The organism is Kitasatospora sp. NPDC004240 (assembly GCF_053603215.1).
Window position 1 is genome coordinate 19871 of sequence record NZ_JBSGFD010000006.1, and the last position, 22644, is coordinate 42514.

A 22644-nucleotide genomic window follows, 5' to 3' on the forward strand; every position below is an offset into this window, starting at 1 on the left:
CACCCCCGTCCGGCTCGTAGGGCGGGGGTGACGGACGTTACAGGCCGCCGGGCGACCAGCGGACGGACGGCCGGGGCGGACACCCGCACGGGCGAACTAAAGTCGTCCGTATGACGAGAACTCCGGACAGCGTCGTCCGCTCCTTCATCGACCAGCACCAGGCCGCCTTCCTGGCCGACCTCTCCGACTGGCTCGGCATCCCGTCCGTCTCCGCCGACCCGGACCGGGCCGGCGACGTCCGCCGCTCCGCCGAGTGGCTGGCCGCGAAGCTGCGCGACACCGGGTTCCCGGTGGCCGAGGTCTGGGAGACCGACGGCCTGCCGGCGGTGTTCGCCGAGTGGCCCTCCGGGGACTCGTCCGCCCCGACCGTCCTGGTCTACGGGCACCACGACGTGCAGCCCGCCGCCAAGGAGGACGGCTGGGCGACCGACCCGTTCGAGCCCACCGTGATCGGGAAGCAGCTGTTCGCGCGCGGCGCGGCGGACGACAAGGGCCAGGTGTTCTTCCACACCCTGGGCGTGCGCGCCCACCTGGCCGCCACCGGCCGGACCGCTCCGGCGGTCAACCTGAAGCTGCTGGTCGAGGGCGAGGAGGAGTCCGGCTCGCCGCACTTCGCCGACCTGGTCCGCCGCGAGGCCGAGCGGCTGGCCGCCGATGTGGTGATCATCTCGGACACCGGGATGTGGTCCGAGACCACCCCGACCGTCTGCACCGGCATGCGCGGCCTGGCCGACGCCCAGATCGACCTGTTCGGCCCGGACACCGACATCCACTCGGGCTCCTTCGGCGGCGCGGTGCCCAACCCGGCCGCGGTGGCCGCCGAGCTGGCCGCCGGCCTGCACGACGCCGACCGCAGGGTCGCGATCCCGGGCTTCTACGACGGCGTGGTCGAGCTGACCGAGCGCGAGCGGGAGCTCTTCGCCGAGCTGCCCTTCGACGAGGAGCAGTGGCTGCGGGTCGCCAAGTCGTACGGCACCCGCGGCGAGGCCGGCTACTCCACCCTGGAGCGGATCTGGGCCCGGCCGACCGCCGAGGTCAACGGCATCTGGGGCGGCTACACCGGCCCGGGCGGCAAGACGATCGTGCCGTCCTCCGGGCACCTCAAGCTCTCCTTCCGGCTGGTCGCCGGCCAGGAGGTGGAGAAGGTCCGCGAGGCCGTCCGCACCTGGGTCGCCGAGCGGGTGCCCGAGGGCATCCGGTACGAGCTGGTCTTCCCGGGCGCCACCCGGCCGTGCCTGACCCCGCTGGACCACCCGGCGCTGCAGTCCACCGTCCGGGCGATGGGACGGGCCTTCGGGCAGCGGATCCTGTTCACCCGTGAGGGCGGTTCCGGGCCCGCCGCCGACCTGCAGGACGTGCTCGGCGCGCCGGTGCTCTTCCTGGGCATCTCGGTGCCCTCGGACGGCTGGCACTCGGTGAACGAGAAGGTGGAGCTGGACCTGCTCGCCAAGGGCGTCGAGACCGCCGCCTACCTGTGGGGCGACCTGGCGGACAACTGGCGGCCCGACGGCGACGGCCGGGGTGTCTGAGACCGCCCGGCCGGGCCCGCAGAATCACCGGACGACTCATCACGTGGGGATGGAAAGTTGAGCACCGTGCCTGAGACCGAACACCCGCCGCTCCTGGCGCTGGCGCGGGCCGGGGTGGACCGGGCGGCCCACCACCGCTTCGACGAGCCCTGGCTGGCCGCCGCCTGGAGCCACCCGACGACCAAGGTGCTGCCGATCGCCGGCGGCGAGGTCTTCGTGGTGGACACCGCGGAGGGCACCGAGCTGGTGCTGCTGCCCTCGTTCGAGGCGCCGCAGACCGGCGACCGCTTCTTCCTCGGCACCGACGAGGACGGCGTCTCGTACTTCGCGCTGGCCGGCGAGAGCCTGCCGGGCCGGCTGGACGGCGACGCCCGTCCGGCCGGGCTGCGCGAGGTCGGCGCGCTGCTGTCGGACCGCGACGCCGGGCTGCTGGTGCACGCGGTGGCCCTGGAGCACTGGCACCGGCTGCACAGCTTCTGCTCGCGCTGCGGCCACCCGACCGAGAAGGCCGGCGCCGGGCACGTGCGGCGCTGCACCTCCTGCGCGGCCGAGCACTACCCGCGGACCGACCCCGCGGTGATCATGATGATCACCGACGAGGAGGACCGCTGCCTGCTGGGCCGTCAGGCGCTCTGGCCGGAGGGCCGCTGGTCGACCCTGGCCGGCTTCGTGGAGCCGGGCGAGTCGATCGAGCAGGCGGTGGCCCGCGAGGTGTTCGAGGAGGCGGGCGTCCGCGTGGCCGGGGTCAGCTACGTGGCCAGCCAGCCGTGGCCGTTCCCGTCCAGCCTGATGCTGGGCTTCATCGGGAAGGCCGCCCCGGACGGGACGGCGATCACGGTGGACGGCGAGGAGCTGGCCGAGGCGCGCTGGTTCTCCCGCGAGGAGCTGAGGGCAGGGATGGCGGCCGGGGAGATCCTGCCGCCGTCGGGGATTTCGATCGCCCGCCATCTGGTCGAACTCTGGTACGGGGAACCGCTGCCGTCGGCGGCGCGCTGGTAATCCCGCGCGCCGGGCGGGTCGGGTCGAACGGGGGCGCACAGCCTGGTGCTGTGCGCCCCCGGTTTTATTTGCGCGCCGGTATGTTCGTGTCCGTAGCGGCCTTGGGCGGGGCGGTCGGTGGATATCCGGAATCCGGCATCACCGTTCCCGGACGACATTGCCGCAAACGCCTGAAACGGTGTCATCGCGCTCGCTACATTCACTCGGGTGACAATCCCACGGGGCACCGCCCAATCCCCCAAATACCAGCGCCTCGCGGCCGACCTGCGCCGGCGGATCAGCGAGGGCGAGTTCACCGCGGCCGCGGCCCTGCCGGTCGAGAGCGAACTGGAACGGCAGTACGGGGTCGCCCGCAACACCGTGCGGCTCGCGGTCGACGTCCTGGTCAACGAGGGCCGGCTGGTCCGGCTCCAGGGCAAGGGCACCTACCTGCGGGAGCACCCGGTCCTGGACCACCGCGCGTACGGCCCGACCCAGCCGGCCGGAGCGCGCGACTGCCTGGCCGTGCCCACCGCCGTCTACCACGGCGAGGCGGCCGACGCCGGGCGGGAGCTCACCGCCGACTTCGAGATGATGATCGTCCGGGCCCGGGTGGACATCGCCGAGCGCCTCGGGCTGCGGCCCGGCGAGGCCATCGTGGTCCGCCGCCAGCTGCGGCTGCTCGACCGCGAGCCGTACTCGATCGAGGAGAGCCACTACCGGGCCGGGCTGGCCGCCGGCACCCCGCTGATGGAGCCGGACCAGATCGACGGCGGGGACGAGGCCGTGCTCGCCGCGCTCGGCCGCACCGAGATCGGGGCCGTCGACCACCTGGTCGCCCGGATGCCCGGGCCGGAGGAGGCCCAGTGGTTCCAGGGCGGGCCCGGCGTGCCGCTGATGGTGCAGACCCGGGTCACCTACGACCGGCGCGGGCCCGTCCGGGTCATCGAGACGCGCTACTCGGGCGACCGCAGCAGGCTGGTCTACGGCGTCGGCGACCTCGCCGCGCGGGCCATGCTGCCCGCCCCCGCCGGGCCGGTCGACCCGGCGCCGGCCGGGGCGCAGTGACCGGCGCCCCGGCCCCGCACGGGGGCCGGCGCGCCGGGCGGCGCGCGGTCAGGCCGCGGCCAGGGCCTTCTTCACCTGGAGCAGGCTCGGGTTGGTCATCACGACCCGCTCGCCGCCGCCCACCGGGGTGACCAGCACGGTCGGCACGGTCTGGTTGCCGTTGTTCACCGACTCGACGAAGGACGCCGAGGCCGGGTCCTCCTCGATGTTGATCTCGGTGTAGCCGATGCCCTCGCGGTCCAGCTGGCTCTTGAGCCGGTTGCAGTAACCGCACCAGGTCGTGCTGTACATCGTGACGCTGCCGGACATCGAGGAGACTCCTTCGGGTTGGGGACGGGCGTCGGTCAGAGCGGAGAACGCGCGGCGTGCTCCGGTCATTCCGCGCGGTGACCACCGGGGGCCGGATCCGTGCCCGGACGCGGTGGTGCGTGTGGTGATGATCCTCCGGTCCTACCGGGCCTGTGGACAACCCCGCCCCGGTTGTCCCACCGGGCTGAGAGGATGGAACGCATGCAGGAAGACCTCTTGAGCGGCGGCCCGTACGACGACCCCGGGGCCGACGGGTACGGCGCGTCCGGCCCCGACGCCGTCCTCGCCGGGCTCGACCCCGAGCAGCGGGCCGTCGCCACCGCCCTGCACGGCCCCGTCTGCGTCCTCGCCGGCGCCGGCACCGGCAAGACCCGCGCCATCACCCACCGGATCGCCTACGGCGTGCGCAGCGGCGTCTACCAGCCCCAGCAGGTCCTCGCGGTCACCTTCACCGCCCGCGCCGCCGGCGAGATGCGCGGACGGCTGCGCCAGCTCGGCGCCGACGGCGTCCAGGCCCGGACCTTCCACTCCGCCGCCCTGCGCCAGCTCCAGTACTTCTGGCCGCGCGCCGTCGGCGGCGCCGTGCCCCGGCTGCTCGAACGCAAGGTCCAGCTGGTCGCCGAGGCCGCCGGCCGCTGCGGGCTGCGCGTCCAGCGCACCGAGCTGCGCGACCTCACCGCCGAGATCGAGTGGTGCAAGGTCACCCAGATCGGCCCCGAGGACTACCCGACCGCCGTGGTCAAGACCGGCCGCGAGGCCCCCCGCGACCCGGCCGAGATCGCCCGCGTCTACCGGGTCTACGAGGAGACCAAGAGCGACCGCGGCGTCATCGACTTCGAGGACGTCCTGCTGCTCACCGCCGCGATCCTGGAGGACCGCCCGGAGATCGCCGACCAGGTCCGCGCCCAGTACCGGCACTTCACCGTCGACGAGTACCAGGACGTCTCCCCGCTCCAGCAGCGGCTGCTCGACCGGTGGACCGGCCCCGGCGCCGGCAGCCTCTGCGTGGTCGGCGACGCCAGCCAGACCATCTACTCCTTCACCGGCGCCACCCCCGACTACCTGCTGAACTTCCGCACCCGCCACCCCGAGGCGACGGTGGTCAAGCTGGTCCGCGACTACCGCTCCACCCCGCAGGTCGTCCACCTCGCCAACGGGCTGCTCGCCCAGGCCCGCGGCGAGGCCGCCCGGCACCGCCTCGAACTCGTCTCCCAGCGCGAGGCCGGCCCCGAGCCGGTCTACGCCGAGTACGAGGACGAGCCCACCGAGGCGGAGACCACCGCGCGCAAGGTCAGGGAACTGCTCGCGGCCGGCGTGCGGGCCAGCGAGATCGCCGTGCTGTTCCGCACCAACGGCCAGTCCGAGGTCTACGAGCAGGCCCTCGCCGACCTGGGCGTGTCCTACCAGCTGAAGGGCGCCGAGCGGTTCTTCGAGCGGCCCGAGGTCCGGGACGCCGGCGTGCTGCTGCGCGGCGCCGCCCGGGCCGGCGACGACCCGCTCACCGGGGGCGCGCCGGGCCTGGCCGAGCAGGTCCGCGCGGTGCTCGCCACCCGCGGCTTCACCGCCGAGCCGCCGGCCGGCTCCGGGGCCGTCCGCGAGCGCTGGGAGTCGCTGGCCGCGCTCGTCCGGCTCGCCGAGGAGTTCGAGGCCGCCCGTGCCGCCGCCGGGCAGGGCGCCGACCTGGCCGCGTACGTCGCCGAGCTCGACGCCCGCGCCGCCGCCCAGCACGCCCCCGCCGTCGAGGGCGTCACCCTCGCCTCGCTGCACGCCGCCAAGGGCCTGGAGTGGGACGCCGTCTTCCTGGTCGGCCTCACCGAGGGCACCCTGCCGATCATCTACGCCAAGACCGACGAGCAGATCGAGGAGGAGCGCCGGCTCCTCTACGTCGGCGTCACCCGGGCCCGCCGGCACCTGTCGCTCTCCTGGGCGCTCTCCCGCTCCCCGGGCGGCCGGGCCAGCCGGCGGCCCACCCGCTTCCTGGACGGCCTGCGGCCGAACTCCGGCGCGCCCGGCGCGCGTGCCGGGTCCCGGGGCGGGCGGGGGGGCGTCGAGCCCGGCGAGCGCTCGGCCGCGCGGCGGGTCCGCGGGCCGGTCAAGTGCCGGGTCTGCGACCGCGTCCTCACCGAGGCCGTGGAGCGCAAGCTGCGCCGCTGCGAGAGCTGCCCGTCCACCATGGACGAGGGCCTGTACGAGCGGCTGCGCGAGTGGCGGGCCCGGCAGGCGAAGAAGCAGGGCGCCCCGGCGTACGTGGTCTTCACCGACGCCACCCTGATGGCGATCGCCGAGGACGTCCCCGGGAGCCGGCAGGAGTTGGCGGTCATCTCCGGGGTCGGCGCGATGAAGCTGGACAAATACGGTGCCGCCGTGCTCTCGTTGTGCGCGGGGGAAGAACCCGAGGAGGACTCGGCCGACGTCACGGACGACGAGCCGGGCGAACCGGCGTGAGCCGGCCCGGGGTGCGTCGGCAGGGCGTGTCCGAACCCGCCGTGGAGCTGTCGCGGAGGCCCTGGGGGCCTCGCCGGGAACTCGCCGGGAAAAATAGTTTGCGCGCCGTACCGGGAGCGCAATAGCCTGCCGGAGCGGTCAAGGGGACGCGATCGCACGGGGTGACGCCTGTGCCGTGCCTTCCTGCACCCGCCCACGGTTTTGCCTGCTTCACCAGCTTCACCCAGCAGCACCGAGACAGACATCCGAACAGTTCGGAGCCCGGGAGACCAGGCTCCGCGAGACGCCGAGAGGAGGCGAAGACAGTGGAAACCTTCATGATCACCAAAGTGACCGGTCAGACCGTCGACGCTGCCTCCCTGCGTGCCGCCCGCCTGCGGGCCCTCGCGATGCTGGGCGGAACCGGTCTGGGTCTCGACGCCACCGGTGTCTCCGTCGTCCCCGCCGCCGCCGGCGGCAGTGACCGTGTTGTCAGTGGTCTTGGCAACACTGTCGTCTGCCTGGCGGATATCACGGGCGGCATCGAAGGCACCCGTGTCGAGACCGGTCTGTCCCGTGACTGGGCCCACGTCGCCACGTCGCGCTCCCTGCGTGACGAGCGACCGACCCAGGCACCGAAGGCAGTAGTGGCAGCCGCCGAGCATGGCGGATATGCGCAGGTCATCGGTGCCGGAAACGCCCCGAAGCAGGACGAGCAGCAGATCAACCAGGCCATGGCCGCCTTTATGGGCGCCTCGGCCATCCGGATGCGGGCCTTCCGCGGGCCTGAACCCTGGAGAGAACAAACCTGAGCAACCCTCAGGTCTGAGCCTCCAGGGCCGCGGAACCCCGTCCACCGGGATCCGCGGCCCTTCTGTTTTGTCCGGTACGAGAAAGACCACCCAGGCCCCCCGGGGCCTCCGGCCCAGCCCCACCAGTCAGCTGAGCCGGACCCACTGAGAAGACGAGGAAGACGACCAAGTGTCCACGGTCATCACACCGCCCACCCCGTCCGTACCGCTGACAAGCCAGACCACCAAGGCCGACCAGGCCGACCCCCCGGAGGTTTCCCCTATGCAGCTCACCTCGATCGAGTCCGCCGAGGCGCTCGGCCTGCCCATCCCGTGCCGTGCCTTCGACCCCGAGGTCTTCTTCGCCGAGACGCCGGCCGACGTCGAGTACGCCAAGTCCCTCTGCGGCACCTGCCCGGTCAAGGACGCCTGTCTGACCGGCGCCCTGGAGCGGCGTGAGCCGTGGGGCGTCTGGGGTGGCGAGCTGTTCGTCCAGGGTGTCGTCGTGGCCCGCAAGCGGCCCCGTGGCCGCCCGCGCAAGACCGAGGTCGTCGCGTGACCTCCGGTCCGCTCGGAGCCGAGGCCGTCCGCCGGGGAGAGCAGCCCCCTCAGGACAGCGCCCTGCGCCGCTCCGTGCGACTCGCCGCCGCCAAGGCCGACGCGGCCCTGGCCAGCCACACCGCCCACCGTCCGACGACGCACCACGAGCAGGACCACGACATGACCGCCGCCGCCATCGATTCCGCCGCCCGCTCCGAGCAGTACACCGAACTTCAGATCCAGAACAGGACCCTTGAGATGCAACTCCTCCACGAATCCCTGGCCCGTGCGCATATGCAAGAGCGCTTGCACGAGGCCGAGCACGAACGCCTGGTCACCCGGGTCGTCCGCGCGCGCAGGCTCCGGCTGAAGGCCGAGCGGGCGTCGCTGCGGGCCCGCAAGGCCCTGGCCGTCGCGCTGATGTGACGTGCCGCCGTGGTGCCGGTGACCGGTGCCACCGTTCGTAGGACCCCCGTCGTGCCGCAGGCCGCCCCCCGAGTCCGGGGAGCGGCCTGCGGCCGTTGCGGGGGCCGGGCACGAGAGCTGCGGGGCCCTTCGGGTGTCAGCGCTTGTCGTCGAAGCCCGGGAGCCAGTCCAGCATCTCGGCGCGGAACGGCGCCTTGGCGCCCAGCTGGCACAGCACCCCGATGGTGCTCAGCGTCACCCGGTGGATCAGCAGGTACGCCGGCGGCAGGTTCAGCTGCTTGCCCAGGTTGTAGGCGGGCGAGCGCGGGTCGGCGATCCGGGCCGCCTGCGACCGCATCCAGCCGCGGGTGAAGTGGAAGGTGTCCACCGCGGCCGGCTCGATGATCGGCAGCAGGTAGTCCAGCACCGCGTCCGGGTCCAGCGCGATCGAGGGCTTCACGAAGCCCTCCTCCCGCAGCATCTCCAGCACCCCGGCCGCGTCGCCGGCCAGCGCCATCCGCAGCGAGTTCCCGATCGGGGCCGGCAGCCCGTCCGGCAGCCGGTCGACCGTGCCGAAGTCCATGACCCCCAGCCGCCACCCGGCCGCCGGGCCGTCGTCCTTCAGCAGCCGGAAGTTGCCCGGGTGCGGGTCGGCGTGCAGCAGCCCCGTCCGGGACGGCCCGGCGAACAGGAACCGCGCCAGCAGCTGCCCCGCCCGGTCCCGCTCCTCCTGCGTCCCGTCGGCGATCACCTCGGCCAGCGGCGTGCCGTCCATCCACTCGGTCACCAGCACCTGGTCGGCCTGCGCCACCACCCGCGGCACCACGATGTCCGGGTCGTCCGCGAACTCCTCCGCGTGCCGGCGCTGGGCCTGCGCCTCCAGCTCGTAGTCCAGCTCCTCCGCCACCCGCTCCCGCAGCTCGGCGATCAGCGGCTTGATGTCCAGCCCCGGGATCAGCGGCCCGAGCAGCCAGGCCACCCGGCTCAGCTGCGACAGGTCCGCCAGCAGCGCGTCGCCCGCGCCCGGGTACTGCACCTTCACCGCGACCCGGCGCCCGTCGTGCCAGACCGCCCGGTGCACCTGCCCGATCGAGGCCGCCGCGGCCGGCCGGTCGTCGAAGCTCTCGAAGCGCTCCCGCCAGTCCTTGCCCAGCCGTTGCTCCAGCGCGGAGTGCACCTTCGCGGCGGGCATCGGCGGCGCGGCGTCCTGGAGCTTGGTCAGCGCCGCCCGGTACGGCCCGGCGACCTCCTCCGGCAGCGCGGCCTCGAAGACGGACAGCACCTGCCCGAACTTCATCGCCCCGCCCTTGAGCTCGCCGAGCACCTTGAACAGCTGGTCGGCGGTCGCCTGCTGGAGCTCGGCGGTCACCACCTCCGCCGACCGCCCGCCGATCCGCCGGCCCAGCCCCAGCGTGGCCCGCCCGGCGATCCCCAGCGGCAGCGCGGCCAGCCTCGCCGTACGGGTCACTGCCTTGCGCGGAAGATCGCTCACCCGGGCCTCCCAGTCAGTCGGACGGCGCAGTGCGCCGTGACGCGATGACGCCATTGTGCCCGGTCCCGGCGCGGGCCCCGGCCGCATTTCCCGGCCCGGGGCCGTGGGCTCCAGGCCTGGAGGCCGGTGCGCGACGGGTGTGCGGGCGAGGTGGGGACGGTTCGCGGGTGGTTCGCGGGTGGTCTGCGGGGCGATGGCGATGGTGTGACGTGGATCACGTCGTTGTGGGCGATGATTTCCGGGCGGAGCGGAGGTCTTCATCTCCGTAACCCCGGAACAGCAACGAGGAGCGATTCCCATGCGCGTGGTGGTGTGCGAGTTCATCAGCCTGGACGGCGTCGTGCAGGCCCCCGGCGGCCCGAAGGAGGACACCGACGGCGGCTTCGCCAACGGCGGCTGGACCGGCCCCTTCTTCGACCCCGAGGTCGTCGGCGGCACCTTCGACGACGCGCTCGGCAAGGCCGACGCGCTGCTCTTCGGCCGCCGCACCTGGCAGGTCATGGCCGGCGCGTGGCCCGGGCGGGCCGGCGACCCCTTCGCCGACCGGATGAACGCCATCCCCAAGTACGTCGTCTCCGGCACGCTCGGCGACGCCGACCTGACCTGGGACAACACCACCCTCATCGACGGCGGCAAGGCCGTCGAGGGCATCCGGGAGATCAAGGGGAACGAGGGCGGCGACCTGCTGGTGATGGGCAGCGCCGAACTCGTCCGCACCCTGATCGCCGAGGGCCTGGTCGACGAGCTGCGGCTGATGCACATGCCGGTGCTGCTCGGCGGCGGCAAGTCGATCTTCCCGGCGGACGGCGGCCTGCGCCCGCTGGAGCTGGTCTCCACGGTCACCAGCCCGGCGGGCGTCCAGATCTCCACCTACCGGCCGGCGGCCTCGGCCTGACCCCGGTGGGGCGGCCCCGTGGCGCCCCGGCGGCGGCCCGGCGGGGTCACCAGGCCGAGCCGGCGATCTGGCGGGTGGTGGCGTTCAGGCGGTTGAACAGGTTGGTCACCGCGATCATCAGGGTGATCGAGGCGAGCTGCTTCTCGTCGTAGTGCCGGGCGGCCTCGTCCCAGACCGCGTCCGGCACCGGGTCCGTCCGGTCCGCCAGCCGGGTCGCCGCCTCGGCCAGCGCCAGCGCCGCCCGCTCGGCCTCGGTGAAGTAGGGGGTCTCCCGCCAGGCCGCGACCGCGAACAGCCGTTCGTCGCTCTCCCCGGCCTTGCGGGCACTGCGCACCCCGGCGTCCACGCAACTGCTGCACCCGTTGATCTGGCTGGCCCGCAGGTGGACGAGCTCCAGGACGGCCTCGGGGACGCCGCCCTTCTTCGCCGCCTTGAAGACGTTCAGGATGGCGGGCATGGCCTCGGGGATGATCACGGCGGGGTTCTGCATACGAGCCTGCACGGCTTCACTCCTGGATGGTTCGCGTCTCGTAGGATCGCGGTGGACTTGCTCCGTCACTGCACTGACGGACCGCACCGGGGGGTTGTGACAGGTGGACGGGAAAACTTCTCCGAACGATCCGAACGATCCGGGTGACCGGCGCGACCTGGGTGAGCTCGCCTCGCGCTTCGAGGAGCACCGCGGCCATCTGCGCGCGGTCGCCTACCGGCTGCTCGGTTCGCTCGCCGAAGCCGAGGACGCCGTCCAGGAGGCCTGGCTGCGCGCGAGCCGCGCGGACACCACCGAGGTGGGCAACCTGGGAGGCTGGCTGACCACCGTCGTCAGCCGGATCTGCCTGGACATGCTGCGCTCGCGCACCTCCCGCCGGGAGGACTTCGTGGACGCCCAGGAGTACGGGGCCGAGTACGAGACCGGGCCGCGGGCCGACGCCGTCCGTCCGGCCGATCCCGAGCAGGAGGCGCTGCTGGCCGACACGGTCGGGCAGGCGCTGCTGGTGGTGCTGGACACCCTGGGGCCGGCGGAGCGGGTCGCGTTCGTGCTGCACGACCTGTTCGCGGTGCCGTTCGAGGACGTGGCCGCGGTGCTGGACCGTACGCCCGCCTCCACGCGGCAGCTGGCCAGCCGGGCCCGTCGGCGGGTCCAGGGGCGGACGGTGGAGCCGGCGGCGGAGGCCGACCGTTCGCGGATGCGCCAGGTCGTGGACGCGTTCCTGGTCGCGGCCAGGGGCGGGGACTTCGACGGGCTGCTCGCCCTGCTCGACCCGGAGATCGTGGTCCGCGCGGACCGGCTGGTGCCGCTGCTGGGCGGAGCGACGGAGCTGCGGGGCAGCCAGTCGGTGCTCGACGCCTTCCTCGGCAAGGCCCAGGAGGCCCGCCTCGCGCTACTGGACGGTTTCGTGGGCGCGGCCTTCGCCCCGGGCGGAGTGCTCCGCGGGGCGCTGCGCTTCACGGTGGAGGGCGGTGTGGTCGTGGCCATCGACGTGGTCGGCGACCCGGCCGAACTGGAGTCGCTGGACGTGGAGTTCCTCGACGCCTGATCTCTGCATCGTTGCGGGAGCCCTCGTTCCGTGTGCGAGGGCTCTCGTGCGGTCGGTCAGTCGCGCGAGGGCATGCGCTCGCGGACCTCATGGGTCCTCGCCTGGCAGACGGCGCCGACGGCGGCCGCGAGCAGGACGAGGAGGAGCAGCAACAGGAGGGGCATCAGGCGGCCGCGTCCAGCTCGAACCAGACCGCCTTGCCCTCCTTCTGCGGTTCGGCCCCCCAACGGTGGCTGAGCCCCTGGACGAGCTGGAGCCCGCGCCCGCACTCGGCGAGCTCGTTCTCGGCCCCCTGGCGGGGCAGCTCGCTGCACTGGTCGGTGACGGAGACCCGCAGGGTCCGGTCGAGGATGAGGATCAGGACGGCCGGCGAACCGGTCCCGCCGTGCCGCCACGCGTTCACGATCAGCTCGACGAGCGCGAGTTCGGCGTCCGCGATGGAGTCGGCTCCCCATCCGGCCCGCACCATGGCGTCGCGCAAGGTCCGGCGGGCGGAGGAGAGGGCGGGGGAGGGGAGGCTGGAGTCACACATGGGAATCTCCCTGCGGTGAAGGTGAGTTGGCTGCCCCGAGTGGGTCGGCCGATACTGACTGTAGGACAGGGGGGAACATGTGCCGGAACTTCTTCCCCTCCATTCCCTCGATCGGGCGATTGCTGGACCTGCCGGGCCGCCGGGGTGGATCCTGGAGCAATGCCGTCACGAAGCACCCCAACTGCCCGGCAGGAACGGGTAGGTATCGAGCTGCGGAAGATGCGCGACTCGGCCGGCCGTACTACCGCTCAGGCCGCAGCCCGTCTCGGGCTCGACCGAACGAAGATCACGCAGATGGAGAAGGGCTGGTACCCGGTCACCTCGGACCGGGTCCGTGTACTCGCCTCTGACTACGAGGAGAACGACACCGCCTTCGTCCGGGCCCTCGCCAGCATGGCCGAGGAGAGGCACAGGGGTTGGTGGGAGGAGTACCGGGGTGCGGTGCCGACGGGCTTCCTGGACATCGCGGAGATGGAGCATCACGCCCGCGGGATGCGCACCTACCAGGTCTGCCACGTCCCCGGTGTCATGCAGACCGAGGAGTACTGCCGGGCGATCTTCCGGGATGTGAACCCGCCCCTCACTCCACGGTTCCTGGAGGCGCGGGTCGAGCACCGGCAGCGCCGCTCCGAGGTGATGACGGGCGACGTCGACCGGCCCTACGAGGCGATCATCCATGAGGCGGCCCTTCGTATGCGCTTCGGCGGGCGCGATGCCGCGAGACGCCAGCTGGACCGCCTTCTCGAACTCTCCGAGCTGTCGCACGTGACGGTTCGGGCCGTCAGCTTCGAGGCTCACGGCTTCATGGGGGCGGGCCAGGGAATCATCCATGCCGTGGGTCCCGTACCCAGGCTGGACACCGTTCAGCTCGACTCGGTCGGAGGTCCCCTCTTCCTGCACGAGCAGAAGCGGCTGGACAACTACCGGGCGATCATCGAGCGTATGGCCGAGAGATCCCTCCCCGCGCAGGACTCTCGCGACCTCATCGTGCGGATCAGGAAAGAGGTCTAGGTCAGATGGAAGCACTTGTGTGGAAGCGCCCCGAGGCGTGCGGCGACGGCGCGAGCTGCCCCGAGGTGGCTATCACCCCCGATGCCGTCCATGTCCGCAGCACCCTCCAGCCCGACGCGGTCGTCCGGTTCACTCCTGAGGAGTGGCAGGCGCTCCAGTCGGGCGTCCGCAACGGCGAGTTCGGCTGACCTGCGGCTCATGGCGCGCGGCCCCGGCGCACCCGCCGGGGCCGCGCGCACGGCACCTCGCGTCGATCGTGGACAGTCGTAGTCGGCTGTCCCTACCGTTGCCCCAGGTGGGCTCGGCCGAGCCGGGCCCTCGTGGCCTTGTCATACGGATCGTGAGGTCCGGAAGGAGAGCGGCCGGATGGAAGAACGTGCGTGGGAGCGCCCCAAGGCCTGCGCCGACGCGGGCAACTGTCCCGAGGTGGCCATCGCCGACGAGGCGGTCCACCTCCGCAGCACCCTCCGGCCCGACGCGGTCGTCCGGCTCACCCCGGCGGAGTGGCAGACGCTCCAGCGGGGCATCCGCAACGGCGAGTTCGACTGACCGGACAACATCGATCCGGAAGGAGAACGGCCGGATGGAAACACTCGTGTGGAAGCGCCCGCAAACGTGTGCCGACGGCAATAACTGCCCGGAGGTGGCCGTCACCCCTGATGCCGTCCACCTCCGCAACACTCGCCAGCCCGATGCGGTCGTCCGGTTCACTCCTGAGGAGTGGCAGGCGCTCCAGTCGGGCATCCGGGGCGGCGAGTTCGACTGACCGCTGGCTTTTGCGCGCGGCCCTGGCGCGCCGCCAGGGCCGCGAGCTTCCGCTACTGGGCTCGACCAACCGGAGGTCGCCGATGGGCATCACGGGCCAAGATTTCGAGAGGCTGTTCGCGGAGTTCCAGCACGAGGCCTTCCGGCTCGAAACGCTGGACGATTACAGCGGGTCGTCGAACGCCGAGAGCATTCGAGCGTTCCTCGCCGGCGAACCGCAGCCCCCCGACTACAACCAGGAATGGGTCGATGAGGTTCGGGCCAACGTCGCGTCCGGCAAACGGATGTACCGGGTGCATGTCCTGTCCCGCCCGTTGACGTCCTACCTACGGTTCGAACTCGGCTGGGGGTACACCAAGAACGCCGGAGCGGGCGAGGAGTTCTTCATCCTCGACATCACCGGCAGGCCCAACCCGCTCGAAGGCGTCCCGGACTTCTGGGCCTTCGACGAGCGCACGGTGGTCACGATGACCTACGGTCCGAGCGGCTCCTTTGTCGGCGCCGACCTCCAGGCACATCCGACGAAGTGGCTGGAGCTCCGTGACCTCGCTCTCGATCACGCCACGCCGTTCGCCGCGTGGTGGGAGCGGCATGGCCGCGACTGAGCCGGGGCTCCTCGGCGGCCACCGCTGATCATGATCTTTAGTCCAGTACGGGAATATCACCGAGTAGCGATGGACAACCCTGCGTGACGATCCCTACGGTCGTGTCGAGCGGCCCAACCGAGGTCGCGCAGAAGGGGGTTAGCGTGACTGGCAAGCCCGGACTCACGCGGCTGACCGGTACGGACAACGGCAGCGGTTCAGGTGAATGCAGTTCCGACGACTGCCCCAACGTGTATGCCACCGACCGGGGATCGTTCGTGGTGCAGGGTGATCTGTTCGGAGGTTTCACGCCGCCTGAGGGCGAGGGTCTGGTCGAGATCCCCGAGCATGTTCTTCGGGAGGCTGTCCGTGCTCTTGGATGGTAGCGATTGGCGGGGCTTCTTCGACGCCATGGAGCGCGACGCGTGGCGTCTTGAGACGCTCCCCGTCTATACCGTGCCGCAGGAGGAGGACGACATCCGGCGGTTCCTTGCCGGTGAGCCGGTGGCTCCGGAAGATGCGTCGGCGTGGACGGAGCGGATCAAGGGCTATCGGAGCAGTGGCCGGACCATTGGTCGGGTCCACGTCCTCACCCGCCCGCTGACCGACTATCTCCGGTTCGAGTTCGCGTACTACGTTCACAATGTCGCAGCCGGCGAGGATGTCCGGATCCTCGATCTGACGGGACGGAAGAACCCGGGTCTGCCCGACCAGGACTTCTGGCTGTTCGACGACTCCAAGGTCGTTCTGATGAACTACCGCCCCGACGGGACGCAGATCAACCGCGAGTTGTTCGAAGGTGACCCGACCCCATTCGTGGAGTGGAAGAGACTGGCGATCGCGGAGGCGGTTCCATTTCGGGAGTACGTCAAGGATCACGGCTGATCGGTGCTGGAACCGGAAAGGCTCGGGCGGTCGAAGGCTGACCTGGGTAAGCAGTTGCGCGAGCTGCGCGAGCGAGTCGGTCTCACCGGAGCCCGGCTTGCTGCTCGTTGTGCGATGACGCAGAGCACGGTGAGCAAGATCGAGACCGGTCGGAAGATTCCGACTCTGGTCGAGGTCGACAGAATCCTCCGTGCGCTGGGGGCGCCGCCGGAGGTGGTCGACGAGATACTGGCCCTCGCGCGGGTGGCCAACACTCAGTGGCAGGACACCCGCTCCTCCTGGCGGGCCGGCCTTGAGAAGCGGCAGGCCGAGCTGGCAGCCCTGGAGTCCGGGGCGAAGGTCCTCCGGTACTTCCTTCCCGCGATGATCACCGGGCTTCTGGCGACACCGGAGTACGTGCGGGCGAGCCTGACCGGCTCGCCAGGCGATGCCACCAAGACCGTCGCGCGCAAGCTGGAGCGGCAGGCGATTCTCTACGATTCCTCGAAGTCGTTCACCTTTCTCCTCACGGAGCAGGCCGTCAAATGGGCAGTCGTCGGGCCGATGGAGATGTCCGTCCAGATCGAACGGCTGGTGGCCCTGTCCCGCCTGCCCAATGTCCGGATCGGCGTGGTCCCGTTCGGCGTGGTCATGCCCCGTGGGCCGATGAACACCTTCACCGTCTACGACGACCGCCTGGCCACGGTGGAGACGTTCACCGGTCGCGTGGTGTTCCAGGACTCCAGGGATATCGCAGAGCATCTGGAGGTTTTTTCGCACTACGAGGAGTGCGCCCTCTTCGGTGATCCTGCCAGGGGCCAGTTGCGTGACTGGGCGGCGGTGTATCGCGGAGATCTTTAGTCCGACTCGGGAATATCGGTGATCGACCGATTGGAATTCCCCTAGCTTGGTGACTCGTCGGAATGAGTCGAAGAATTTCGGGAGTCGGGCATGGCTGATGCGGATTTCGATCGGGTGTCCGATTCTCCGAAGCGGCGGACAATTGCCGAGCTTCAGCGCCGGATCGACGAGAACCCGATCCGGAAGGACCTCTCCACCGGGCGGTTGGTCGAGCTGGTGAGCGAATGCGGCGACATGGCCGTCGTCCGCCCCCTGTGGCGGCCGGGTGGGCCGTTCCGGGAGGTGCCCGTCGCGATGCTCACGCGTCGGATCAGTGACTGGGCGTGAACCCGACCGCCTCTTCCGGCGGCATGACGACCCGCGGCCGAACCGGATTTCGAGCCGGTGGCCGTGTGGCGAGCCTCCCCCCAACTCGTGGGCGGGGCATGGATATTGAGCACTGTGCGAACAGGAAGGTGCGCGTGATGCGTGACGTTGACCTGTATGGGATCGAGGTTCCCCGGAGTGCGGCCGCCTTCAAGGCGTGCGGGGGCAACCAGCAGTCGGAGCACGAGACCTGTGCCACCCTCCGCGAGGTCCCGGGCGTGGCCGGGGGCCTCTGGGTGATGGGCGACACCAAGCGGCCCGGCGCCGAACTCCGTTTCTCCACCGCCGAGCTGGCGGCGGCCGGGATCGACCCGGCGCGGTTCGACACCGCTGTCTGATCCAGTCCGCCCTGCCTGCCCGCCGACGGGCAGGCAGGGCGCCGACAACCCTCGGAGCGACCGCCGTGGCACAGCAGCACATCCACGTCTACCGCTGGACCGGGCGCGGCCAGGACCTGGCCGCGGAGGAGGGGCGCCGCCCCGAGCATCCCGGGTTCGACCCCCATGACCCGGAACTGCTCCGCCGCCGGGCCAACCGCCCGTTCACCCTGTTCCGGCAGGACACCCGGCCCCCGCTCATGGTGCACCACTGGCTGCTGAAGCCGACCCGCCCGCACGCCACCCTCACCGCCGCCAAGGAGGCCGCGGACTGGCTGGCCGAGGAGTGGCGGGCCTCGGGCGCCGAGGCCGCCGATCACCTGCCGACCGAGACCAGGCGGCACGCGGCGGCCGGGCAACTCGCCGACCGGAACGACGTGGTGTGGTCGCTCTGGCTCCCGTCCGGAACGGTCGTGCACCGTTCGGCAGTCCCCTGCCCGACCCGGGGCGTGCACGGCCTGGTGCCACCGTGCCCGGAGCGGGCCTGAATTCACTTGGGGCCGACCCCGGCCGCCCGTACGGTGGCGTGATGACTGCTCAGGTTCAGGTGATCGTGCTCAACGGTGGCTCCAGCGCGGGGAAATCCGGGATCGCCCGGTGTCTGCAGGCGGTGCTGCCGCAGCCGTGGCTGGCGCTCGGGACGGACACGCTGGTCGACGCGATGCCCGCCTCGATGCGGGAGTCGGCAGGCGGGATCGACTTCGCCCCCGACGGCGGGGTGACCGTCGGGGAGGAGTTCCGGGCGGTGGAGGCGGCGTGGATCGAGGGGATCGCCGCGATGGCCCGGGCCGGCGCCCGGGTGGTCGTGGACGAGGTGTTCCTCGGCGGGGCCGGCTCCCAGGAGCGATGGCTCAAGGCCCTGGACGGCCTGGAGGTGCTGTGGGTGGGCGTGCGCTGCGATGCCGAGGTCGCCGCCGGACGGGAGACCGCCCGCGGGGACCGGATCGCGGGGATGGCAGCCGCCCAGGCGGAGCTGGTCCACCGGGGCGTGCGGTACGACCTGGAGCTGGACACCACCCGCACCGAGGCGCTGGAGTGCGCGCGGACCATCGCCGCCGCCGTCGGCCGACCCCGGTAGTGCGAGAAGGGCGTCAGGCGGCCCGCTCGGCGAGGAACTCCTCCCAGGTGCGGTGCCCCCGGTCGGCGCCCCGCAGGGTCAGGTTGTCGCCGGCGCGGTAGGCGCGGCCGACCTTGCCGGGCATCCGGACCGGCAGCAGCGGACGGCGCTTGCCCCGCGCCCGCAGGTAGCTGCGGGCCAGGTCGCCGAGGTCGTACACCGCGGGCCCGGCGAGGTCGGGCACCAGCCCCGCCGGCTCGTCCAGGGTGAGCTCGACGAGGCGGGCGGCCACGTCGCGGGCGTCCACCGGCTGCCAGCGCAGCCCGCCGGGCGCGGGGACGACCGGCAGCTTGGTCATCTTGTCGACCACGGTCAGCGCCAGGTCGTGGAACTGAGCGGCCCGCAGCACCGTCCACGGGAGCCCGGAGCCGGTCACCGCCTCCTCGGCGGCGAGCTTCATCCGGAACCACGCGAGCGGCACCCGGTCCACGCCGATCACCGAGATGTGGACGAGGTGCCGCACCCGGGCCCGTTGCGCCGCGCGGACCAGGTGGGCGGTGGCGACGTCGTCGCCCTTGGGCCCGCCGGCGAGGTGCAGGACGATGTCGGCCCCGGCCACCGCCGCGTCCACCCCCTCGCCGCGCACCAGGTCGCCCGCCACGTACGCGACGCCGTCGGCGGCCTCGTGCGGGTGCCGGCTGAGCACCCGCACGTGGTGGCCGGCCTCCGTGAGCAGCGGAACCACGTGGCGGCCCAGGGTGCCGGTGCCGCCGGTGACCAGGATGGTGGACGTCATGGCTCTCTCCGTACTCGCTCGGGCCGGGGGCGTTCGGCCCCGGCCGGGCCGGTAGTTTTCGTGCTTCCGACTCCCTGACCCGCGCCGAGCGAGGAACGTGACAGATGGACGAGCAGCTTTTACTGATCGAGCGCTTCGAGAAGGACCGCGGCCATCTGCGCGCGGTCGCCTACCGGATGCTCGGCTCGCTCAGCGAGGCCGATGACGCGCTCCAGGAGGCGTGGATCCGGGCGAGCCGCGCCGACCTGACCGGGGTCGAGAACCTCGGCGGCTGGCTCACCACCGTGGTCGGCCGGGTCTGTCTGAACATGCTGCGCGCCCGCCGGACCCGCCGCGAGGAGTCGTACGACGCGGCGCCGGCGCCCGACATCCCGCTCGGCGAGGAGTCCGGGGCCGATCCGGAGGAGGAGGCGCTGCTGGCCGACTCGGTGGGGGTCGCGCTGCTGGTGGTGCTCGACAGGCTGAGTCCGGCCGAACGCCTCTCCTTCGTGCTGCACGACATGTTCGCCGTGCCGTTCGACGAGATCGCCGAGCTGATCGAGCGCACCCCGGAGGCCACCCGGCAGCTCGCCAGCCGGGCCCGCCGCCGGGTCAAGGGCGGGGCGCCCGTGCCCGGCCCCGACCTCGTGCGCAGGCGGCGGGTCGTCGACGCCTTCCTGGCCGCAACCCGCGGCGGCGACTTCGAGGCGCTGGTCTCGCTGCTCCACCCGGACGTGGTGCTGCGGGCCGATCGCCTGGTCGTGCCGACGCCGGAGCCGATCACGGTCCGCGGGGCGCGGCCGGTGGCGACGGGTGCGATGGCCGCCATGGCCCGGGCCCGGGTCACCGGGGTGGCGCTGCTGGACGGGGCCGTCGGCCTGGTCATGGCGCCGCTCGGGCGGGTGGCGGTGGTGCTGCGGTTCGCGATCGTGGACGGTCTGGTCACCGAGATCGACGTGGTCGCGGAGCCGGAACGCCTCGACCGGATCGAGATCGCGGTGATCGGGGGCTGACCCCGCCCGTCCGCGCAGGTGGAGGACCTCGGCCGCTCGCGGCCGGGGTCCTCCCGGCTTTCCCGATGGGACCGGCCTTCGACCGAGGCGTTGTTAGCTGTTTAGCTCATGTGCTAAATATCTCCCTATGAGTCAGAAGGACGATGAGGTCGGTGTCTTCCGCGCGCTGGCCGATCCGACGCGGCGCCAGATCCTCGAAGACCTCAGGGGCGGGGAGCTCCCGGCCGGCGAGATCGCGCGACGGTTCGCGATCAGCGCGCCGTCCATCTCGCGCCACCTCGGGGTGCTCAAGGGCGCGGGGCTGGTCACCGAACGCCGCGACGGCAACCGGATCCTCTACTCGCTCGTCGAGGAGCGGCTCGCCACCTGCGTCGGGCGGTTCCTCAGCGCGGTCTGCCCCGAGCAGATCGTGCTGCGTCACACCAGGTGGCGGCCCGCCGACGAGGCCGTGGAGCCCGCCGGGGCCGTGAAACGGGCGCAACGCGCGGAGCCCGCCGCGCCCGCCGAGACCGTTGAACTCGCCGAGGGGGAGAAGGCGTGAACGTGTCCCAGTACCCGATGGACCTGGCCAGCGTCGTCGAACGGCGGCTGCTGGTGAACTACCGGGTCGACCCCGGCATCGCCGCCGGCCTGTTGCCCGCCACGCTGCGCCCGCAGCTGGTCAACGGCCACGCGGTCGCCGGGATCTGCCTGCTCAGGATCGGCGCGGCCCGGCCGAGTTGGGCACCGAGGGCGGTCGGCCTGCGCAGCGAGAACGTCGCCCACCGCGTGGCCGTCGAGTGGGACGGGCCGGACGGCGTCGAGTCCGGCGTCTACATCAGCCGCCGCGAGACCGGCTCCCGGATCAATGCCTGGGCCGGCGGCCGGCTCTTCCCCGGGGAGCACGGCCGCGCCGACTTCTCGGTCGAGGAGACGGCGGACGAACTGCGCGTCGCCTTCGCCTCCCGACACGACGGGACCCGGGCGGACGTCACCGTCGAGGTCACGGACGAGCTGCGGGGCAGCGAGCTGTTCGCGGACCTCGCGGAGGCCTCGGCGTTCTTCCGGGCGGGCGCCAAGGGGTACTCCCCGGCCGCCGGCGGTTGCCGGCTCGACGGGATGGAGCTGAGCGCCGAGGACTGGCGGGTGGAGGCCGGCCGGGTGCGCGAGGCGCGGTCCTCGTTCTTCGACGACACCCGGCGCTTCCCGCCCGGCACCGCGGTGCTGGACTGCGCGCTGGTCATGCGCGACCTGCCGGCGCGCTGGCGGCCGCTGCCGGCGATGGCGGCCTGACCCGCCCGGTCCGGGGCCGGGCCGACCGGACGCCGGCCGGGCCGACCGTACGCGGGTCGGCCCCATCGCGCTCCGCGGTCCGCGCTCAGACCACCCCCTCTCCCGGGTCCCACAGGCATCCGCAGTGGGGGTGCTCCTTGAGCCGCAGCCGCCGCACCATCCCGTCCTCCGCCGACAGCTCGCACCACCCGCCGAGGCTCGCCGGCTCCCCGCCGTCCAGGAACAGCTGGACGTGCAGTGCGGCGAGCCCGGCGACGGCGGTCGCCACCGCCGTGTCGCAGGCGGGTGTCGGCGCCCGCCCCGGGCCCTCGCCGGCGATCTGCGTCAGCAGCCGGGGCCAGGCCGCGTCCTCGTCCTCCCGGGCCAGTAGCAGGCACGTCCCGCAGGCCGACCCGCCCGGCACCACCAGCGGCCCGACCACCCCGATCCGCTCGACCACGCCCGCGTACAGGTGCGGCACCCCGGCGCGCATCAGCTGCTTGGACTCGTACGAGCCGCAGGCGAACGCGCCGCCGCCGTCCCGCGGGGCCAGGACGACCAGGGCGGGCAAGGCGCGCGGGGAGCGCGTGGCGCAGCGGCGCACCCCGGTGGCCCGCTGCACGACCTCGCGCACGGCGGTGCCCCTGAGCCGTCCGACGTCGGAGGGCGGCAGGCCCGTGGGGGAGCAGTCCCCGGCGCTGACCCGGCCGCCGTCGGTGACCGTGACCGTGCCGATGCCGCCCGCGGCGAGGACGGCGGCGACCGCGGAGCCGACCCGTCCGGCCCCGCGGACCTCCACCGTCCGCCCGGCCCGCCGGGCCAGGACGGCGGCGGCGTCGCCGGGGCCCGGGTGGACGAGGGAGAGCGAGGCGAGGTCCGGTCCGAGCTGTTCGCGCAGGGGTCGCGGAAAACGGCCGAGAGCGGCGTCGACAGCGGCCGCGTCGTCGAGCAGGCCCTCGCGCTCCAGCGCGTCGATCAGGCCCGCGGCCGCGTCGCGGCCGAGCCCCAGCCGCTCGCCGGCCTCCAGCAGGGCGCACCGCTCGTGCTCGCCGTCGAGCAGGCCGAGGAGCGAGCGGACGGTCTCGTCGGTCTGGCCGAGACGGTGCGCATGGCGTTGCACGGTGCCGAGCTGCAGGGTCTCGGTGTCCCGCCAGGCGCGGGACAGGGCGGGTTTCAGGACAGGGCGCGACACGGGAGGCACCACAGGGCGCACGGGTAC

Annotated in this window: 29 protein-coding genes and 1 pseudogene; 24 read left to right on the forward strand and 6 right to left on the reverse strand. The window is 72.5% G+C overall.

Annotation, left to right across the window (positions count from 1 at the left end):
• The first annotated feature begins 110 nt into the window (after positions 1-110).
• The 3 genes from ACWEQL_RS02840 (at position 111) to ACWEQL_RS02850 (ending at position 3575) form a co-directional block, all read left to right on the forward strand.
• Complete coding sequence (locus tag ACWEQL_RS02840) at positions 111-1529, forward strand: dipeptidase (protein ID WP_452148349.1); 1419 nt, start codon at positions 111-113, stop codon at positions 1527-1529.
• Positions 1530-1586: 57 nt separating this feature from the next.
• Positions 1587-2528: an NAD(+) diphosphatase gene (nudC, locus tag ACWEQL_RS02845; protein WP_452148350.1), complete on the forward strand. Its 942-nt coding sequence runs from the start codon at positions 1587-1589 to the stop codon at positions 2526-2528.
• Positions 2529-2735: 207 nt separating this feature from the next.
• On the forward strand, positions 2736-3575 hold the full coding sequence (locus ACWEQL_RS02850) for a GntR family transcriptional regulator (RefSeq protein WP_452148351.1): 840 nt from the start codon (positions 2736-2738) through the stop codon (positions 3573-3575).
• Between the two features lie 48 nt (positions 3576-3623).
• Here ACWEQL_RS02850 and ACWEQL_RS02855 read toward each other — a convergent pair whose 3' ends face one another.
• Positions 3624-3884 carry a mycoredoxin gene (locus ACWEQL_RS02855; protein WP_452148352.1) on the reverse strand — a complete coding sequence of 87 codons (261 nt, stop codon included), beginning with the start codon at positions 3882-3884 and terminating at the stop codon, positions 3624-3626.
• A gap of 192 nt (positions 3885-4076) precedes the next feature.
• On the opposite strand from ACWEQL_RS02855, the gene ACWEQL_RS02860 reads away from it, so the two are divergent.
• The 4 genes from ACWEQL_RS02860 (at position 4077) to ACWEQL_RS02875 (ending at position 8065) form a co-directional block, all read left to right on the forward strand.
• The gene (locus ACWEQL_RS02860; RefSeq protein ID WP_452148353.1) at positions 4077-6329 is read left to right on the forward strand and encodes an ATP-dependent DNA helicase UvrD2; all 2253 of its coding nucleotides are present in this window, start codon (positions 4077-4079) and stop codon (positions 6327-6329) included.
• A 305-nt stretch (positions 6330-6634) separates the two neighbouring features.
• Positions 6635-7120 (forward strand): hypothetical protein, encoded by a 486-nt coding sequence (locus ACWEQL_RS02865; protein WP_452148354.1) that lies wholly within the window; start codon positions 6635-6637, stop codon positions 7118-7120.
• Positions 7121-7289: 169 nt separating this feature from the next.
• Positions 7290-7658 carry a WhiB family transcriptional regulator gene (locus tag ACWEQL_RS02870; protein ID WP_452148355.1) on the forward strand — a complete coding sequence of 123 codons (369 nt, stop codon included), beginning with the start codon at positions 7290-7292 and terminating at the stop codon, positions 7656-7658.
• A 161-nt stretch (positions 7659-7819) separates the two neighbouring features.
• Positions 7820-8065: a hypothetical protein gene (locus ACWEQL_RS02875; protein WP_452148436.1), complete on the forward strand. Its 246-nt coding sequence runs from the start codon at positions 7820-7822 to the stop codon at positions 8063-8065.
• A gap of 136 nt (positions 8066-8201) precedes the next feature.
• Here ACWEQL_RS02875 and ACWEQL_RS02880 read toward each other — a convergent pair whose 3' ends face one another.
• Positions 8202-9536, reverse strand: coding sequence for an ABC1 kinase family protein (locus ACWEQL_RS02880; protein ID WP_452148356.1), 1335 nt, complete (start codon positions 9534-9536; stop codon positions 8202-8204).
• Between the two features lie 298 nt (positions 9537-9834).
• Between ACWEQL_RS02880 and ACWEQL_RS02885 the strand changes: the two genes are divergently transcribed.
• On the forward strand, positions 9835-10431 hold the full coding sequence (locus ACWEQL_RS02885; protein ID WP_452148357.1) for a dihydrofolate reductase family protein: 597 nt from the start codon (positions 9835-9837) through the stop codon (positions 10429-10431).
• 46 nt (positions 10432-10477) lie between these two features.
• Here the strand turns inward: ACWEQL_RS02885 and ACWEQL_RS02890 are convergent, their stop codons facing one another.
• Entirely contained in the window at positions 10478-10933 is a 456-nt protein-coding gene (locus tag ACWEQL_RS02890) for a carboxymuconolactone decarboxylase family protein (RefSeq protein WP_452148358.1), read from the reverse strand.
• A 91-nt stretch (positions 10934-11024) separates the two neighbouring features.
• Between ACWEQL_RS02890 and ACWEQL_RS02895 the strand changes: the two genes are divergently transcribed.
• Positions 11025-11969, forward strand: a complete 945-nt coding sequence (locus ACWEQL_RS02895; protein WP_452148359.1) for a sigma-70 family RNA polymerase sigma factor — start codon at positions 11025-11027, stop codon at positions 11967-11969.
• A gap of 163 nt (positions 11970-12132) precedes the next feature.
• On the opposite strand, the gene ACWEQL_RS02900 is transcribed toward ACWEQL_RS02895, so the two are convergent.
• Positions 12133-12501, reverse strand: a complete 369-nt coding sequence (locus ACWEQL_RS02900; RefSeq protein WP_452148360.1) for an ATP-binding protein — start codon at positions 12499-12501, stop codon at positions 12133-12135.
• Between the two features lie 159 nt (positions 12502-12660).
• Here ACWEQL_RS02900 and ACWEQL_RS02905 point away from each other — a divergent pair, with 159 nt between their 5' ends.
• The 12 genes from ACWEQL_RS02905 to cpt all read left to right on the forward strand — a co-directional run bounded on the left by ACWEQL_RS02905 (position 12661) and on the right by cpt (position 18407).
• Complete coding sequence (locus ACWEQL_RS02905; protein WP_452148361.1) at positions 12661-13512, forward strand: helix-turn-helix domain-containing protein; 852 nt, start codon at positions 12661-12663, stop codon at positions 13510-13512.
• A gap of 5 nt (positions 13513-13517) precedes the next feature.
• Positions 13518-13700, forward strand: a complete 183-nt coding sequence (locus tag ACWEQL_RS02910; RefSeq protein ID WP_452148362.1) for a DUF397 domain-containing protein — start codon at positions 13518-13520, stop codon at positions 13698-13700.
• Positions 13701-13878: 178 nt separating this feature from the next.
• Positions 13879-14061: a DUF397 domain-containing protein gene (locus ACWEQL_RS02915; RefSeq protein WP_452148363.1), complete on the forward strand. Its 183-nt coding sequence runs from the start codon at positions 13879-13881 to the stop codon at positions 14059-14061.
• Positions 14062-14095: 34 nt separating this feature from the next.
• Positions 14096-14278, forward strand: a complete 183-nt coding sequence (locus ACWEQL_RS02920; RefSeq protein WP_452148364.1) for a DUF397 domain-containing protein — start codon at positions 14096-14098, stop codon at positions 14276-14278.
• An 82-nt stretch (positions 14279-14360) separates the two neighbouring features.
• The gene (locus ACWEQL_RS02925) at positions 14361-14882 is read left to right on the forward strand and encodes a DUF6879 family protein (RefSeq protein WP_452148365.1); all 522 of its coding nucleotides are present in this window, start codon (positions 14361-14363) and stop codon (positions 14880-14882) included.
• A gap of 143 nt (positions 14883-15025) precedes the next feature.
• Positions 15026-15247, forward strand: coding sequence for a hypothetical protein (locus ACWEQL_RS02930; protein WP_452148366.1), 222 nt, complete (start codon positions 15026-15028; stop codon positions 15245-15247).
• Positions 15231-15746 carry a DUF6879 family protein gene (locus tag ACWEQL_RS02935; RefSeq protein ID WP_452148367.1) on the forward strand — a complete coding sequence of 172 codons (516 nt, stop codon included), beginning with the start codon at positions 15231-15233 and terminating at the stop codon, positions 15744-15746. Before ACWEQL_RS02930 ends, ACWEQL_RS02935 begins: the two co-directional genes overlap by 17 nt.
• Before the next feature lie 3 nt (positions 15747-15749).
• On the forward strand, positions 15750-16586 hold the full coding sequence (locus ACWEQL_RS02940) for a helix-turn-helix domain-containing protein (RefSeq protein ID WP_452148368.1): 837 nt from the start codon (positions 15750-15752) through the stop codon (positions 16584-16586).
• 90 nt (positions 16587-16676) lie between these two features.
• Positions 16677-16913: a hypothetical protein gene (locus ACWEQL_RS02945; protein WP_452148369.1), complete on the forward strand. Its 237-nt coding sequence runs from the start codon at positions 16677-16679 to the stop codon at positions 16911-16913.
• Between the two features lie 137 nt (positions 16914-17050).
• The gene (locus ACWEQL_RS02950) at positions 17051-17290 is read left to right on the forward strand and encodes a DUF397 domain-containing protein (protein WP_452148370.1); all 240 of its coding nucleotides are present in this window, start codon (positions 17051-17053) and stop codon (positions 17288-17290) included.
• Positions 17291-17355: 65 nt separating this feature from the next.
• Positions 17356-17817 carry a hypothetical protein gene (locus tag ACWEQL_RS02955; RefSeq protein WP_452148371.1) on the forward strand — a complete coding sequence of 154 codons (462 nt, stop codon included), beginning with the start codon at positions 17356-17358 and terminating at the stop codon, positions 17815-17817.
• 41 nt (positions 17818-17858) lie between these two features.
• Positions 17859-18407: a chloramphenicol phosphotransferase CPT gene (gene cpt / locus ACWEQL_RS02960; RefSeq protein WP_452148372.1), complete on the forward strand. Its 549-nt coding sequence runs from the start codon at positions 17859-17861 to the stop codon at positions 18405-18407.
• Positions 18408-18420: 13 nt separating this feature from the next.
• Here cpt and ACWEQL_RS02965 read toward each other — a convergent pair whose 3' ends face one another.
• Complete coding sequence (locus ACWEQL_RS02965; RefSeq protein ID WP_452148373.1) at positions 18421-19182, reverse strand: SDR family oxidoreductase; 762 nt, start codon at positions 19180-19182, stop codon at positions 18421-18423.
• A 104-nt stretch (positions 19183-19286) separates the two neighbouring features.
• Between ACWEQL_RS02965 and ACWEQL_RS02970 the strand changes: the two genes are divergently transcribed.
• The 3 genes and pseudogenes from ACWEQL_RS02970 (at position 19287) to ACWEQL_RS02980 (ending at position 21446) form a co-directional block, all read left to right on the forward strand.
• The gene (locus tag ACWEQL_RS02970) at positions 19287-20174 is read left to right on the forward strand and encodes a sigma-70 family RNA polymerase sigma factor (RefSeq protein WP_452148374.1); all 888 of its coding nucleotides are present in this window, start codon (positions 19287-19289) and stop codon (positions 20172-20174) included.
• A 127-nt stretch (positions 20175-20301) separates the two neighbouring features.
• Positions 20302-20619, forward strand: a pseudogene (locus tag ACWEQL_RS02975) (metalloregulator ArsR/SmtB family transcription factor); the annotation flags it as partial.
• A gap of 113 nt (positions 20620-20732) precedes the next feature.
• Positions 20733-21446, forward strand: a complete 714-nt coding sequence (locus ACWEQL_RS02980; RefSeq protein ID WP_452148437.1) for a DUF2071 domain-containing protein — start codon at positions 20733-20735, stop codon at positions 21444-21446.
• Positions 21447-21531: 85 nt separating this feature from the next.
• Here ACWEQL_RS02980 and ACWEQL_RS02985 read toward each other — a convergent pair whose 3' ends face one another.
• Positions 21532-22617 (reverse strand): ThiF family adenylyltransferase, encoded by a 1086-nt coding sequence (locus tag ACWEQL_RS02985; RefSeq protein WP_452148375.1) that lies wholly within the window; start codon positions 22615-22617, stop codon positions 21532-21534.
• Positions 22618-22644 lie beyond the last annotated feature (27 nt).